The 15,203-nt window shown below is 67.6% G+C and carries 14 protein-coding genes; 9 read left to right on the forward strand and 5 right to left on the reverse strand.

From position 1 onward, the window contains the following. Positions 1-1,181 (reverse strand): glycosyltransferase family protein (locus tag SAZ01S_RS19740; protein WP_084583971.1); only part of this gene is annotated, 1,181 nt, incomplete at its 3' end. An 89-nt stretch (positions 1,182-1,270) separates the two neighbouring features. Here SAZ01S_RS19740 and SAZ01S_RS19745 point away from each other — a divergent pair. The 6 genes from SAZ01S_RS19745 (at position 1,271) to fabI (ending at position 7,435) form a co-directional block, all read left to right on the forward strand. Further along, complete coding sequence (locus SAZ01S_RS19745) at positions 1,271-2,518, forward strand: putative DNA modification/repair radical SAM protein (RefSeq protein WP_084583994.1); 1,248 nt, start codon at positions 1,271-1,273, stop codon at positions 2,516-2,518. A gap of 80 nt (positions 2,519-2,598) precedes the next feature. Beyond that, entirely contained in the window at positions 2,599-3,084 is a 486-nt protein-coding gene (locus SAZ01S_RS19750) for a hemerythrin domain-containing protein (protein ID WP_084583972.1), read from the forward strand. 274 nt (positions 3,085-3,358) lie between these two features. Then, positions 3,359-4,666, forward strand: coding sequence for a UdgX family uracil-DNA binding protein (locus SAZ01S_RS19755; RefSeq protein ID WP_245825043.1), 1,308 nt, complete (start codon positions 3,359-3,361; stop codon positions 4,664-4,666). 59 nt (positions 4,667-4,725) lie between these two features. Then, positions 4,726-5,664: a DnaJ C-terminal domain-containing protein gene (locus SAZ01S_RS19760; RefSeq protein ID WP_084583995.1), complete on the forward strand. Its 939-nt coding sequence runs from the start codon at positions 4,726-4,728 to the stop codon at positions 5,662-5,664. Positions 5,665-5,669: 5 nt separating this feature from the next. After that, positions 5,670-6,635, forward strand: a complete 966-nt coding sequence (locus SAZ01S_RS19765) for a YihY/virulence factor BrkB family protein (RefSeq protein ID WP_084583973.1) — start codon at positions 5,670-5,672, stop codon at positions 6,633-6,635. Further along, positions 6,632-7,435: an enoyl-ACP reductase FabI gene (gene fabI / locus SAZ01S_RS19770; protein WP_084583974.1), complete on the forward strand. Its 804-nt coding sequence runs from the start codon at positions 6,632-6,634 to the stop codon at positions 7,433-7,435. Before SAZ01S_RS19765 ends, fabI begins: the two co-directional genes overlap by 4 nt. Before the next feature lie 30 nt (positions 7,436-7,465). Here fabI and SAZ01S_RS19775 read toward each other — a convergent pair whose 3' ends face one another. Genes SAZ01S_RS19775 through sppA form a run of 3 tightly spaced genes read right to left on the reverse strand, consistent with a single transcriptional unit; the run spans position 7,466 to position 10,343 of the window. After that, positions 7,466-7,873, reverse strand: coding sequence for a hypothetical protein (locus tag SAZ01S_RS19775; RefSeq protein ID WP_084583975.1), 408 nt, complete (start codon positions 7,871-7,873; stop codon positions 7,466-7,468). Positions 7,874-7,881: 8 nt separating this feature from the next. Next, positions 7,882-8,445 (reverse strand): GNAT family N-acetyltransferase, encoded by a 564-nt coding sequence (locus SAZ01S_RS19780; RefSeq protein ID WP_084583976.1) that lies wholly within the window; start codon positions 8,443-8,445, stop codon positions 7,882-7,884. Next, the gene (sppA, locus tag SAZ01S_RS19785) at positions 8,442-10,343 is read right to left on the reverse strand and encodes a signal peptide peptidase SppA (protein ID WP_084583977.1); all 1,902 of its coding nucleotides are present in this window, start codon (positions 10,341-10,343) and stop codon (positions 8,442-8,444) included. Before sppA ends, SAZ01S_RS19780 begins: the two co-directional genes overlap by 4 nt. A gap of 207 nt (positions 10,344-10,550) precedes the next feature. On the opposite strand from sppA, the gene groES reads away from it, so the two are divergent. The 3 genes from groES (at position 10,551) to SAZ01S_RS19800 (ending at position 14,545) form a co-directional block, all read left to right on the forward strand. Further along, positions 10,551-10,838 (forward strand): co-chaperone GroES, encoded by a 288-nt coding sequence (gene groES / locus SAZ01S_RS19790; RefSeq protein ID WP_084583978.1) that lies wholly within the window; start codon positions 10,551-10,553, stop codon positions 10,836-10,838. 57 nt (positions 10,839-10,895) lie between these two features. Then, positions 10,896-12,530 (forward strand): chaperonin GroEL, encoded by a 1,635-nt coding sequence (groL, locus tag SAZ01S_RS19795; protein WP_084583979.1) that lies wholly within the window; start codon positions 10,896-10,898, stop codon positions 12,528-12,530. Positions 12,531-12,691: 161 nt separating this feature from the next. Continuing rightward, the gene (locus tag SAZ01S_RS19800; protein WP_084583980.1) at positions 12,692-14,545 is read left to right on the forward strand and encodes a M3 family oligoendopeptidase; all 1,854 of its coding nucleotides are present in this window, start codon (positions 12,692-12,694) and stop codon (positions 14,543-14,545) included. A 55-nt stretch (positions 14,546-14,600) separates the two neighbouring features. Here SAZ01S_RS19800 and SAZ01S_RS19805 read toward each other — a convergent pair whose 3' ends face one another. Then, positions 14,601-15,146, reverse strand: coding sequence for a hypothetical protein (locus tag SAZ01S_RS19805; RefSeq protein WP_084583981.1), 546 nt, complete (start codon positions 15,144-15,146; stop codon positions 14,601-14,603). Between the last annotated feature and the right edge of the window lie 57 nt (positions 15,147-15,203).

Below are 15,203 nucleotides of genomic sequence, written 5' to 3' on the forward strand. Positions count from 1 at the left end.
GGCGCCGGCAGCCGTACCGCGTCGGCGATTAGCCACAGCATCGCCACGCCGCGCACGCTCGCGGCGAGCAGGATATCGTGCGGGGTCGCATAGGGCCAGGCGTTCGGGGTGGCGGCGGCGAACCACCAGAATTCGGCGAAGTAGGCCGCGATGTCGCCGATCACGAACAGCGCGATCGGCTTGAGCCGCGGGCTCGTCATCACCAGCAGCGGGTACAGCCACAGGTCGAATTGCGGCGACCAGACCTTGTTGGTCAGCATGAACCAGGCAAGCACCGGGGTGAACAGCACCCATAGCTGCGCGCGGTGCTGCCGCCAGCCGAGCGCGACGATCGCCGAAGCGCCCGCGAGGAAGGCCGCCGCGGCATAGAGGTTGCGCTCGGCGATGCCGGTGACCCAGATCTGCTGCGTCGAGAGAATCTCCCAGGTCGATGCCGCCGTCCCCGATCGCTCCTGCGAGAAGCGGTAGAATTCGGACCAGTTAGCCGGGGCGGCGAGCGCCACCGGCAGGTTCACCGCACTCCAGGCGGCGATCGCGGCGAACGTGCAGGCCGCGGCCGTGGCGATCCGCTGGCGCCAGCCGCGATCGGGCGCGGCCAGTGCGGCGAGGCCGATCAGCGGCAGCAGCAGCACCGGAAACAGCTTCGCGGCGGCACCCAGCGCCGCCAGCGCTGCCGCCAGAACCAGCTGCCCGCGCCGCGCCGCAAGCATCGCCGCCACCGCCAGCGTCGCTGCACCCAGATCCCAGTTATGGCCGAGATAAAGGATCAGCGGCGGGGCCGCCGCCCACAGCCACAGCCGGGCACGGTCCATGCCCGCCGCCGCACACATCCACAGGATCAGCCCCGCCAGCAGCGCATTGACCAGCGTTACCGCCAGCAGGAAGCTCACCGCATTGGCCGCGCCGCCGAACATCCCGCGCGCCAACGCGCCCTCGACCCAGATCTGCAGGCCGGTGAGCACCGGATATTCCATCGGCGTCTGGAAATAGGGGATCAGCCCCTCGTCGACATGGCGCTGGCCCCAGAAGGGCACCGCGTCGCTATAGCAGCCGCTGGTATATTGGATCGCGTCCACCCAGCCCCGCGCGGTACAATGGGACTTGAACAGCCAGCCTAGCAGGCAGGTAAGCGCCAATCCCACCACCAGCGCCCGCAGCCGCCCGTCCACCCGTTCCATCATGCCCGAACTCCTCCGCCGGGCGCTCGTACAGGGCTGATGGCCGAGCGTCCATCTGGACAGCAGGTGCTTGAGAACATAGAAGGAACATGATGGCGCAACTCGATACCCGTGCAAAGCTGGCGATCCTCGCCGATGCCGCGAAATATGATGCGTCCTGCGCATCGTCGGGCACGGCCAAGCGCACGTCGAAGGACGGCAAGGGGCTGGGTTCGACCACCGGCATGGGCATCTGCCATGCCTATGCGCCCGACGGCCGCTGCATCAGCCTGCTGAAGATCCTGCTGACCAACAGCTGCATCTTCGATTGCCATTACTGCATCAACCGCAAGAGCTCGAACGTGCGCCGCGCGCGGTTCACGCCGGCCGAGGTGGTCGAGCTGACGCTCAACTTCTACCGGCGCAATTATATCGAGGGGCTGTTCCTCTCCTCGGGCATCATCCGCTCGTCCGACTATACGATGGAGCAGCTGGTCGAGGTGGCGCGGAGCTTGCGCGAAGACCATCATTTCCGCGGCTATATCCACCTCAAGACGATTCCCGATGCCGATCCGGCGCTGATCCACCAGGCGGGGCTCCATGCCGATCGCCTGTCGATCAATGTCGAGCTTCCGACCGTTGCGGGGCTCAAGCGGCTCGCGCCGGAGAAGTCCGCGCCGCAAATCGAAGGCGCGATGCTGGGGATGCGCAGCGCGATCGAGGATGGGGCGGACGCGCGGAAACGCTATCGCTCGGCACCCAAATTCGCGCCCGCCGGCCAGTCGACCCAGATGATCGTCGGCGCCGATGCCGCGACCGATGGCGACATCATCGATCGTGCTGCCGGCCTGTACGGCCGCTTCGGCCTGCGCCGCGTCTATTATTCGGCGTTCAGCCCGATTCCCGATGCCAGCACCGTGCTGCCGCTCCAGCGCCCGCCGCTGATGCGCGAGCACCGGCTCTACCAGTCGGACTGGCTGATGCGTTTCTACGAGTACCGCCCCGACGAGGTGGCGCAGGCGGTGGATCCGGCGACGGGCATGCTGCCGCTCGACATCGATCCCAAGCTCGCCTGGGCGCTGCGCTTCCGCGACCGCTTTCCGGTCGACCTCAACCGCGCGCCGCGCGAGGCGCTGCTGCGCGTGCCGGGGCTGGGGACCAAGGCCGTCGCCTCGATCCTCGCCGCGCGCAAATTGCGGCGGCTGCGGCTGGAGGATGTCGCGCGGCTCACCGTCTCACTCGCCAAGATCCGCCCGTTCATCGTCACCGCCGACTGGCGGCCGGTGGCGCTGACCGACAAGGCCGATCTGCGCGCCTGGATCGCGCCGAAGAAGCAGCAGCTGGAGCTGTTCGCGGCGTGATGCTGGCCTTGCGAACGACTCGCGGGAGCAACCTAGGGCAGGGCCGCCGGTTGGGGCTTGGAACCCAGGGAGAACCCCACATGGCCGACCAGCCCCGCATCTTCGCCGACCTCATCGCCGATCACGATCGCCAGCGCGACTTGATCGCTCAGATCGACGCCACGTCCGGCGATAGCCCCGAGCGCCGCGACCTGTTCGAACAGCTTCGCCTCGAGCTCCAGTCGCACGCCGCGGCCGAGGAAGAGTCGCTCTACGCGACGATGCTCGCCAATCCCGAGCTGCGCGAGGATGCGCGGCATTCGGTGTCCGAGCACAAGGAAGTCGACGACCTGCTCGGCGAGCTGATGGACATCGAAATGTCCTCCTCCGCCTGGCTCTCCAAGTTCCGCGCGATGAAGGACCGCTATCTCCACCATATCGATGAGGAGGAGGAAGAGATGTTCCCGACCGCCGAGAAGGAACTCTCGGCGGAAGAGGAAGAGCGGCTCGGCAAGATCTTCGAGAAGCGCAAGCCCAAGGAGCTGGAGCGCGCCGAAGCCCATCCGCCGGGCGACGAGCGCGAGTAGCCGTTTGCGCGCCGTAACGCTTGCCGCCGAGGATGATTTCGAGGGCTGGCGCGATGCGGCGCGGGCGCTGGCCCGTGCGCATGTCGCGCCGCCGGAGGTGGTGTGGCGGGTAGGGGATGCGCCGGGGGATTTGTTTGCCCTCGACCACCCTCACCCTTCCGCGGCTACGCCGCTCCCTCCCTCTCCCGAGGGGAGAGGGAATCAAGCGCCCTCTCCCATCGGGAGAGCGTATCAGGTGAACAGCGCCCCGCGCTGTTCAGGCCATGCCGGGGGCATGGCCGACCTGATACGGGGACCCGCCGCCGAAGGCGGTGGGGAGGGTGAGGGTGACCGCCGCCTGCGGGTCCCCAAGGCCTTCCTCGACCTCGCCCAAACCGTCATCCTCCATTCGGACCCGCAGCGTTTCTCGCTGCTCTACACCCTGCTCGCCACCGATCCGCACCGGATCGAGGATCGCGCCGACCCGCTGGTCCGCCGGCTGGAGCTGATGGCGAAGGCGGTCCGCCGCGACATCCACAAGATGCGTGCCTTCGTCCGCTTCCGCGAGCTGGTCGATGAGGCGGGCCCGCGCTTCATCGCCTGGTTCGAGCCCGAGCACCACATCGTCCGCGCCAACGCCCGCTTCTTCGTCGAGCGGTTCGCGGCCATGCGCTGGTCGATCCTCACCCCCGACGTGTCGATCCACTGGGACGGCACCACGCTCAGCGAAGGCCCCGCCGCCACCCGCGGCGACGCGCCTGCCGACGATCCGGTCGAGGCGGTGTGGAAGACCTATTATGCGTCCATCTTCAATCCCGCCCGCCTCAAGACCGGCGCGATGCTGAAGGAGATGCCACGCAAATACTGGAAAAACATGCCCGAAACCGCGTTGGTCAAAGAGCTCGTGGCCGGTGCCCGGGCGCGGGAGACGGCGATGGTGGAGACGGCGCGGAGCTCGGTGGGCGGCAATGTCGAAGGCGCTTGGCAATCGCTGCGCAACGAAGCGGCGTCGTGCACCCGCTGCCCGCTCTACAAGCCCGCGACGCAGACCGTGTTCGGCGAGGGCCCGCTGGATGCCGACATGATGCTGGTCGGCGAGCAGCCGGGCGACCAGGAGGATCTCGCCGGTCGCGCGTTCGTGGGCCCCGCCGGGCAGATGCTCGACAAGGCGCTGGACGAAGCGGGGATCGATCGTGCCCGCGTCTATGTCACCAATGCGGTCAAGCACTTCAAGTTCGAGCCGCGCGGCAAGCGGCGCATCCACGCCAAGCCCGATGCCGGCGAGATCACCGCCTGCCGCTGGTGGTACGAGCAGGAGCTGGCGCTGGTCCGCCCCAAGCTGGTCGTGGCGCTAGGCGCCACCGCCGCGCGCCAGATCACCGGCAAGGCGGCGACCATTGCCAGGCTGCGCGGCCAGAAGCTGGCGCTGCCCGAGGGCGGCACCGGCTGGGTGACCGTGCATCCGAGCTACCTGCTCCGCCTGCCCGATGCCGAGGCGGCGGCGCAGGCCTATCGCGACTTCGTCGCCGATCTGCGCGGCGCCCAGGCTCTGCTCGACGAAGCGATGCCCCTTGCGCGAAACGATCCGCAGGCCGATCTTTAGGCTTTAACCCCCGTCCTGTAAGGGGCGGGCAATCGGCATTGGATGCATTGGGGAAGTTGGTGGCAGATCCATATACTACGCTCGGGGTGGCGCGCGGCGCGAGCGAGGACGAGATCAAGAAGGCCTATCGCAAGCTCGCCAAGGAGCTGCACCCCGATCGCAACAAGGACAATCCCAAGGCGTCGGAGAAGTTCAGCCAGGTAACGCAAGCCTATGACCTGCTGACCGACAAGGACAAGCGCGCCCGCTTCGACCGCGGCGAGATCGACGGCGACGGCAACCCGACCGCCCCGTTCGGCTTCAGCCCCGGGGCGGGCGGCGGCGCGGGCGGATTCCGCCCCGGCGGCGGCCAGTTCGATTTCGGCGGCGGCGAGGCCGATATCGGCGACATCTTCGAAGGCCTGTTCGGCGGCGGCAAGCGCGGCGGCGGTGGCGGGTTCAGCGGCGGCTTTGGCGGCTTCGGCCGGCGCGCCCAGCCCAAGGGCGCCAATGTCGCCTATCGGCTGGCGGTGTCGTTCGAGGATGCCGCCAAGCTCGCGCCGCAGCGGATCACGCTCAAGGACGGCAAGACGATCGACCTCAAGCTGCCCGCCGGCGTCGAGGAAGGCACCCAGATGCGCCTCGCCGGCAAGGGCGAGGAAGGCCCGGGCGGCGCCGGTGACGCGATCGTCACCATCGAGATCCAGCCGCACCGTTTCTATGTGCGCGACGGCGACGACATCAAGCTCGACCTGCCGGTGACGCTGGCCGAGGCGGTGCTCGGCGCGCAGGTGCGCGTGCCGACGCCCGACGGCCCGGTGATGCTCACGGTGCCCAAGGGCTCCAGCTCGGGCAAGGTGCTGCGCCTCAAGGGGCGTGGCTTCCACAAGCGCGGTGGCGGCCGCGGCGATCTGTTCGTCACGCTGATGGTCGATCTGCCGGTCGACGACGATGCGCTGATCGAATTCGCGCAGGGCTGGAAGAACAAGGGGAACCCGCGGGGACGCATGGGCGTCTGAGCCAGGTGGACGATCCGACGCGCGCCTCGATCTCGCCAACGTCGCCCGAGGCACGGCGGCTGGGCATCGGCGGCAAGGTGCCGCGGCGGCTCGCCGAGCTGGGCGTGACCGAACGCATGTTCGAGATCACCAAGCGCGTCGCGATCGGTACGTTCAACGACGGCTTCACCTATGCGGGCAACCTCGCCTACCTCTCGCTGGTAACGCTCTTCCCGTTTTTCATCGTGGCGACGGCGGTCGCCAGCCTGGTCGGGCGTACCGGCACCGGCGTGCACGCATTGGAAGCCTTTCTCCAGACCGTGCCCCCGGACGTCGCGAAGCTGCTGCGCGAGCCGGTGATCGAGGTGCTGCACGGCCGCACCGGCGGACTGCTGTGGCTGGGCGGGCTGGTCGGCCTGTGGACCACCGCCGGTTTCATCGAGACGATTCGCGGGATTCTGCGCCAGGCCTATGGCACCAGCTCCAGCACGCCGTTCTGGCGCTACCGGCTGGCGTCGATCGGCATGATCGTCGCGGCGGTGCTGCTGGTGATGCTCGCCTTCACCTTCCAGGTGATTCTCACCGCCATCGAACAATTTCTCTACCGCGTGCTGCCGCTCGCGACCGAGGCGCAGCACTTCGCCTCGGCGAGCAAGGCGGTGCCGGCCTTCGCGCTGTTCGGCGCGCTCTACGTGCTGTTCTTCGCGCTCACCCCCTCGCGCTATCGCGCGCGCGCCTATCCCAAATGGCCGGGCGCACTGTGCACGACCCTGTGGTGGCTCAGCGTTACCGGCGGGCTCCCCTGGGTGCTGTCGACGCTCGGCGGCTATGGCGCGACCTATGGCAGCCTTGCCGGCGTGATGGTCGCGCTGATCTTCTTCTTCCTGGTGGGCCTGGGGCTCGTCGTCGGGGCGGAGCTCAACGCCGCTCTGGCGGAAGTGCCCGATCCCGGTCTAGAGGGGGGGCAAGGACAGGAGATTCAGAAGACGTGACCGGATTGATGCAAGGGAAGCGCGGGCTCATCATGGGCCTCGCCAACGAAAAGTCGCTGGCATGGGGGATCGCCAAGGCACTGCACGCCCAAGGGGCCGAGATGGCCTTTTCCTACCAGGGCGACGCGCTGCTCAAGCGGGTGAAGCCGCTGGCCGAACAGGTCGGCTCCGATTTCCTCATCGATTGCGATGTGGCCGATATGGACGCGCTTGATACGGCGTTCGAGACGCTGGCGGCGCGCTGGCCGACGATCGATTTCGTCGTCCACGCGATCGGCTTTTCGGACAAGAGCCAGCTACGCGGCCGCTATTACGACACCACGCTCGACAACTTCCTGATGACGATGAACATCTCGGTGTTCAGCTTCACCGCGGTGGCCCAGCGCGCGCAAAAGATGATGCCGAACGGCGGCAGCCTGCTGACGCTCAGCTATTACGGCGCCGAGAAGGTGGTGCCGCACTATAACGTGATGGGCGTCGCCAAATCGGCGCTGGAAACCTCGGTCAAGTACCTCGCCATGGACCTCGGCCCCGAGAATATCCGCGTCAACGCGATCTCGGCGGGCCCGATCCAGACGCTGGCGGCGCGCGGCATCGGCGACTTCAACTACATCCTCAAGTGGAACCAGTTGAACTCGCCGCTCCGCCGCAACGTGACGATCGAGGATGTCGGCGGCGCCGGGCTCTATCTGCTGTCGGACCTTGCCTCGGGCGTTACCGGCGAGATCCACCATGTCGACGCCGGCTACAACGTGATCGGCATGAAGGCCGAGGACGCGCCGGACATCGCGCTCGCCTGAACCGTAGCGGGGCTGCGCCCGCCGCCCCGCTCAGTCCTCTTCGCGCAGCAGCCAGGCCAGCGCGGTGTCGAGATCGTCGAACACCGCGGCGCCAGGCCGCGCTTCGGCGATGCGGCGGAGCTGGCGGCGGGTCAGCACGGTCGCGGCGACAAAGGCCAGCCGGTCGGCCCAGATCTGGGGAGCGTCGCCGCGCAGGTTGCGCAGCGCCATGTCGGTCGCCGCCTGGGGCAGCACCGTCACGCCGCGCGCGTCGTAGAGCGTGCGGTGCCGGCCGGCATCGGCACCCAGCGAGAGGATCGCCGCCCGTACCTCTTCGGCGATCCAGCCGATATCCTCGGGCGAGGGGACCCCGCCCAAGGTCGCGTGAATCAGCCGCCGCGCGGGGTCGACGCGCAGATCGAAGGTGACGCCGTACGGCGCGGGGGCGGGATCCGACATGAGACGCCTCAGGCGCGCACGACCCCCAGTTCGCGGAAGGCCTTGGGCTCTTCCGGCGGCCGGGCGGGTTCGTTGAGCTCGCACTGCCAGATGCCGACATCGATCCACTGGCCGTGCTTGTACCCGGCCTCGCGGAACACGCCGGTACGGCGGAAGCCCACCGCCTCGTGCAGCGCGATCGAGCTGTCGTTCGGCAGCGTGATCATCCCGAACGCGTGGACGAAGCCCTGGGCGCGCAGCGTATCGACCAGCGCCTCGTAGAGCAGCCGCCCGGCACCGCGGCGCTGCGCGGTGTCGGCCATGTAGATCGAGCTTTCGACGACGTAGCGATAGGCCGGCCGATCGCGGAACTTGCTGGCATAGGCATAGCCGATCACCCCGCCATCGACGCCGTCGCCATTGGTCGCGACCAGCCAGGGATAATAGCCGTCGCTCGCCGCCATGCGCGCCGCCATCGTCACCGCGTCGGGCGGCTCGGTCTCGAACGAGGCGGTGCCGGTCAGCACATTCGGCGCATAGATGGCGGCGATCGCGGCGGCATCGTCGGGGGTGGCGGCGCGGATCCCGATCACTTCGCCGCTCCCAGTGCGAACTGGAGCAGCGCGAGGTCGCCCGGCTGGCCGCTCGGCACGCCCAGCGCCATGCATTCGAGGCAGCGCGCCTGCACCGAGCCGCTCGCGGTCAGCCGCTTGGCGTCACCCAGCGCCTGGGCGAGCAGCAGCCGGCGCTCCGCGCCGATCCGGGCATAGGTGTCGCCGCCCGAGGGCGTGTCCGCCCAGTTGCCGTCGTCCTCGTCATCGTTGCCGATCGAGTCGAGCGCCGCGGCCAGCGCTGCCGCCGCCGCATTGGGCTTCTTGGCGAGATAGACCGGCCGCACCTTGGCGGGATCCAGCCCGGCGCGCTTTGCGGCTTCGGCGATCGCGTCGTTCAGCCCGCCGAACCGATCGACCAGCCCGATCTGGCGCGCGATGCCACCGATCCACACCCGGCCCTGGCCGATTTCGTCGACCCGCTGCGGGGTGAGCTTGCGCGACGCCGCGACCAGCCCGACGAAGCGGCCATAGCCCGCCTCGATCGCCGACTGCAGGATCGTGTCGACCGTCGCGTTGGTGCCGCCATAGATGCTCGGCTGGCCGGTCAGCGGCGTGCTCTGCACCCCGTCGGTGGTCACGCCGATCTTGGCGAGGCTGTTCTCGAAGGTCGGGATGATGCCGAAGATGCCGATCGATCCGGTGATCGTGTTCGGCTCGGCGAAGATCACGTCGCCCGCGGTCGACACCCAATAGCCGCCGCTCGCCGCGAGGCCGCCCATCGACACGACGATCGGCAGTTTCTGTGCCTTGGCCTGGAGGATCGCCTGGCGCATCTGCTCCGACGCCATCGCCGATCCGCCCGGCGAATCGACGCGCACGACGAGCGCCTTGAGCTTGCCGTCCTTCAGCCCGTCGAGCACCAGCTTGCTGATCGCGTCGCCGCCAGCAGTGCCGGCGCTACCCTTGCCGTCGACGATCTCGCCGGCGATGGTGATCACGCCGATCGCGTCGCCGCTGGTCGGCACAGGATTGGCCTGCAGCCAGTCGGCGAGCTTGATCGCGTTGAAATTGCCGGCGCGGGCGCCGCTCGGCGCACCGACCAGCTTCGCGACATGCTGGCCGAAGGCGATCCGGTCGCCGAGCTGGTCGACCAGGCCATAGGCCTTGTTGGCGCTGGCGATGTCGCCCTTGGCGGCGGCGATCGCCACGTCGGGCTTCATCAGGAACTCGGCGATGTGGGCCTTGGGCCGCGCCTTCAGGATGCCCTCGCGCCACTGGTCGAGCAGGCCGCCATAGAGCGCGGTGTTCGCCTCGCGCGCCTCGGGCGACATGTCGGCGCGGATATAGGGCTCCACCGCCGACTTGAACTTGCCGACCTTATAGACATGGACGTTGATGCCCAGCTTCTCGGTCAGCCCCTTGTAATAGAGCTGGCGGCCGCCCGGCCCCATGAACAGCGATCCACCCATCGGGTGGACCCAGATCTCGCTGGCATTGGCGGCGATTTGATAAGCGCTGTCGGTATAGCCGGTGGCATAGGCGAGCACCGGCTTGCCCGCGGCGCGGACCCGGCCGACCGCGGCGGCGACTTCGCTCACCGTGGCGGGGTAGCCGCCGAGGAAGCTGTCGAGGTCGAGCACGACCGCCTTTACCCGGCTGTCCGACGTGGCGGCGTCCAGCGCGCGGATCACGTTGCGGGCGCTCACCTGGCCGGCGGCGCGGCTGCCGCTCACGCTGGCGAAGGGATCGGCCTCGCTCGGCTGCTCCACCAGGGCGCCATTGAACGCCACGACCAGCGCGCCATCGCGAATCGTCGCCGGAGTCGGGCGGTGCGAAAGCGCCGCGAACAGCAGCGAGAAAAACAGGAGGAGCAGAATGAGGACGAGCAGGTCCTTGATTCCGACGAGTATCTTCCAGGCGGTACGAACCAGCTTCACCGGCGGCTCCTCAAAGGGTATTCTGGCATCTGTGCTACCGGATGCGCGGGGAGGAGTAAACGACCCGTCTTAGCCATCCAACACGGCGAAAAAAGTTCCCGCCGCACCCGTTGACGACGCCTTGCGCGGTTCACATATGTCGAGTGTTAGCACTCCGGGGGACCGAGTGCTAAACACCGAAATCAACCTGAAAGAGGATCAGGCGCAATGAGCTTCCGTCCGTTGCACGATCGCGTGCTTGTCCGCCGCGTCGAGGCTGAGGAAAAGACCGCCGGCGGGATCATCATCCCCGACACCGCCAAGGAAAAGCCGCAGGAAGGCGAAATCGTCGCCGTCGGCACCGGCGCCAAGGCCGAAGATGGCAAGGTGACCCCCCTCGACGTTAAGGCAGGCGATCGCGTCCTGTTCGGCAAGTGGTCGGGCACCGAAGTGAAGGTGAACGGCGAAGACCTGCTGATCATGAAGGAAAGCGACATCCTCGGCATCGTCGGCTGAGCGATCTCGCACACTCCTCAACTTCCTAAACTTAGCGAAATTTGAAAGGGCAGTCCCATGGCAGCCAAGGACGTAAAGTTTTCGCGCGACGCTCGTGAGCGCATCCTGCGCGGCGTCGACATCCTCGCCGACGCGGTGAAGGTCACGCTGGGCCCGAAGGGCCGCAACGTCGTGATCGAGAAGAGCTTCGGCGCGCCCCGCATCACCAAGGACGGTGTGTCGGTCGCCAAGGAAATCGAGCTCAAGGACAAGTTCGAGAACATGGGCGCGCAGATGGTGCGCGAAGTGGCCTCGAAGACCAACGACGCCGCCGGTGACGGCACCACCACCGCGACCGTGCTCGCCCAGGCGATCGTCCGCGAGGGCATGAAGTCGGTGGCCGCCGGCATGAACCCGATGGACCTGAAGCGCGGTATCGACCTCGCCGTCACCAAGGTCGTCGAGGACGTCAAGGCCCGCTCGAAGCCGGTTTCGGGCTCGCAGGAAGTCGCGCAGGTCGGCATCATCTCGGCCAACGGCGACCGTGAAGTCGGCGAGAAGATCGCCGAGGCGATGGAGAAGGTCGGCAAGGAAGGCGTGATCACCGTCGAAGAGGCGAAGGGTCTCGAATTCGAGCTCGACGTCGTCGAAGGCATGCAGTTCGATCGCGGCTATCTCTCGCCCTACTTCATCACCAACCCGGAGAAGATGGCGGTCGAGCTCGCGGATCCGTACATCCTGATCCACGAGAAGAAGCTGTCGAACCTGCAGTCGATGCTGCCGATCCTCGAAGCGGTCGTGCAGTCGGGTCGTCCGCTGCTGATCATCGCCGAGGACATCGAAGGCGAAGCGCTGGCGACCCTGGTCGTCAACAAGCTGCGCGGCGGCCTGAAGGTCGCAGCGGTCAAGGCACCGGGCTTCGGCGATCGTCGCAAGGCGATGCTGGAAGACATCGCCGTCCTCACCAAGGGTGAAGTGATCAGCGAAGACCTCGGCATCAAGCTCGAGACCGTCACGCTCGGCATGCTCGGCACCGCCAAGCGCGTCACCATCGACAAGGACAACACCACCATCGTCGATGGCGCCGGTGAAGCCGAGTCGATCAAGGCCCGCACCGAGCAGATCCGCCAGCAGATCGAAGTCACCACCAGCGACTACGACCGTGAGAAGCTCCAGGAGCGTCTCGCCAAGCTCGCCGGCGGCGTGGCCGTGATCAAGGTCGGCGGTGCGACCGAAGTCGAGGTGAAGGAGCGCAAGGACCGCGTCGACGACGCGCTGCACGCGACCCGCGCAGCCGTTGAAGAAGGCATCGTCCCCGGCGGCGGCACGGCCCTGCTGTACGCGACCAAGGCCCTCGAAGGCCTGACCGGCGCGAACGAAGACCAGACCCGCGGCATCGACATCGTCCGCAAGTCGCTGACCGCGCTGGTTCGCCAGATCGCCAGCAACGCGGGCCAGGACGGCGCCGTCGTCTCGGGCAAGCTGCTCGACCAGGCCGACACCTCGTTCGGCTTCAACGCCGCGACCGACACCTACGAGAACCTCGTGGCTGCCGGCGTGATCGACCCGACCAAGGTGGTGCGCACCGCACTGCAGAACGCGGCTTCGGTCGCCGGCCTGCTGATCACCACCGAAGCCACCATTGCCGAGCTGCCGGAAGACAAGCCGGCCGCTCCGGCGATGCCGGGCGGCATGGGCGGCATGGACTTCTAAGTCCGCGCACCCTGCGATTCGGAAAGGGCCGGGAGCAATCCCGGCCCTTTTCTTTTGCCTGTTCTTCCGGGACTTGGGCGGCGGGGTGGCGGTCGGTTGGTTGCCTGCCGAAATCATGGCATCTTCACTCCCCGTGGTTCGACAGCTCGGGGGGAAGCGACATGATCGACGTCTCACGCCGCGCGACACTGTGCGGTGCCGGCCTGTTCGGCCTCACCCTGGCGCTGCCGACAAGGGCGGGTCAGGCCGATGCCGCCAGCTGGGACCTGACCGATCTTTACCCCGACCCGGCCGCCTGGAACATCGAGCGCAAACGCGTCGAGGCCGCCTTGCCGCGCTTCGCGACCTACAAGGGCAGGCTCGCCGAGAGCGCCGGTCTGCTCGCCGAGGCGCTGGTGCTCCAGTCCGACATCGAACGCGCGCTCAACCGCCTCTATGTCTACGCCCGCCTGAAAGCCGATGAGGACACCCGCATCGCCGCCCATCAGGAACGCCGCGACCAGGCCGATACGCTCTGGGATCGGTTCGACGCCGCGCGGGCCTGGATCGCACCCGAACTGCTGGCGATCGACCCGGCCTTGCTCCGGCGGTTCGTCGCGGACGATGCCACGCTGAAGGCGCGGTTCGACTTCTATCTGGAGGATCTCGCGCGGCTGGCGCCCCACACCTTGTCGCGCGAGGGCGAAGCGGTGCTGGCGCTGGCAGGCCCGCTCAGTCGAACGCCCAGCGATGTCGTGGGCCTGATGCGCGCCTCGGACATCGCCTGGCCCAGCCTCACGCTGTCGAGCGGCAAGCAGCTCCGCCTGAACGACCAGGGTTTCACCCAGGTGCGCGAACTGCCCGATCGGGGCGACCGCAAGGCCGGGTTCGACACGTTCTTCGGCGCCAATGCCGCCTTCCAGAACAGCATCGGCGCTGCCTATGCCGGGCAGGTGCGCGCCTCGATCTTTACCGCGCGTGCCCGCAACTATCCCAATGCCCTGGCCGCGGCGCTGTCCGCGCACGACATCCCCGAGGCGGTCTATCGCACCCTGATTGCCGAGACGAACAAGGGCCTCCCGCAACTCCACCGCTATTTCGCGCTCCGCCGGCGCATGCTCAAGCTGCCGGACATCGGCTATTGGGATCTCTATCCGCCGATCGTCACGCTCGACCGGCGCTTTTCGCTGGCAGAGATGCGGGCGCTCACCCTTGCCGCGGTGCGGCCCCTCGGCCCCGACTTTCAGGCGCGGATTGCCGCTGCCACTGCCGCACGCTGGATCGATCCGCTGCCGCGCCCTGGCAAGGCGCCCGCCGGTTATATGATGAACGCCTACCGCGTGCATCCCTATGTGCTGCTGAACATCGGCGAAGGCTATGACGGGCTTACCACGTATGCGCATGAATGGGGACACGGCGTCCACTCGCTGCTCGCTGACGCCCACCAGCCTTATGAGAAGGCCAGCTACCCGACCTTCCTCGCGGAAATCGCTTCGACGCTGAACGAGCAGCTTCTCGCGCGGTACCTGCTCCAACAGGCGCGGACGAAGGAGGAGAAGCTGTTCTTCCTCGGCAGCCGCCTGGAGAATCTGCGCTTCACCTATTTCCGGCAGGTGATGTTCGCCGAATTCGAGGCCACCGCCCATGCCGCGGGCGAGGCAGGCGAGGGCCTGTCGGGCGAACGGTTCACCCGGATCTATGGCGATCTGCTGCGTCGCTATCATGGGCCAGATCTGCAGATCGATACCGCCTATGCGACAGAGTGGGCCTATGTGCCGCACTTTTTCAACGCGCCCTTCTACGTCTATCAATATGCCACGTCGCTCTCGGCGGCGGTGGCATTTTCGGACAGCATCCTGACGGGCGGCGAGGCGGAGCGGGACCGCTATCTCGCAGTGCTAAAGGCCGGCGGGTCGCGCCCGCCGCTCGAGATCCTGCGCAGGGCCGGGCTCGATATGACCTCACCCGCGCCGTATCAGGCGCTGATCGCCACCTTTCGCGAGACGATCGATCAGGTCGAGGCGCTGCTGGCCTGATCGATTCCGCGCCTGTACGGCTCTGGACGCACGGGGAGCGCGGACTTGGTCGCGCTCAATCCTTCTTCTTGTCGTCCTTCTCGTCCTTGTCGACCGGCAGCGTCGGCACGGCCGCGCGGGCGGTGGCGGTGGGTGCCGCCGGCGGCTTGCAGCCCTTCGACACGCCGAGGCCCTTCAGATAGGCACGGCGGATGGTGCCGCCATAGAGCGCCGCAGTCACTCGCTTCTCCTGCTTGTCTGCGCCGGTGACCATCCGCACCAGCCCGAAGCCCGGAATCAGCGCGCCGACGATCGCGCGGCTGCCGGCCGCGGCGATCGCGCCGCCATTGCCGCCCTTGGCCTCGGGCGCATCGGCGTCGGTCCCCAGCACGCCGTTTAGATCGGCGATGCTAGCGCGGATCTGCGCGCACGTCTTGGTCCCCTGCGACGAATAGGGCGCCGAGGCGGCGAGCAGCAGCACGTCGGGAATCTTCTTTTCGTTGATGCGGAGGTCGCGCAGCGGGGCCTGCGCGCCATCGCCGACGCTTTCCTTTTGCTGCTGGGCGACGGCCGGGGCCGCCAGGAGCATCGCAGCCAATCCGGCCGCAAGAATCGTCCGCATGTCGTATCTCCTCGTTGTCCTGCAAAGCTGCGCAGCAAAGCCGCGGACGGGCAACAT

Origin of the sequence: Sphingomonas azotifigens NBRC 15497 (assembly GCF_002091475.1) — a bacterium.
GTDB lineage: Bacteria > Pseudomonadota > Alphaproteobacteria > Sphingomonadales > Sphingomonadaceae > Sphingomonas > Sphingomonas azotifigens.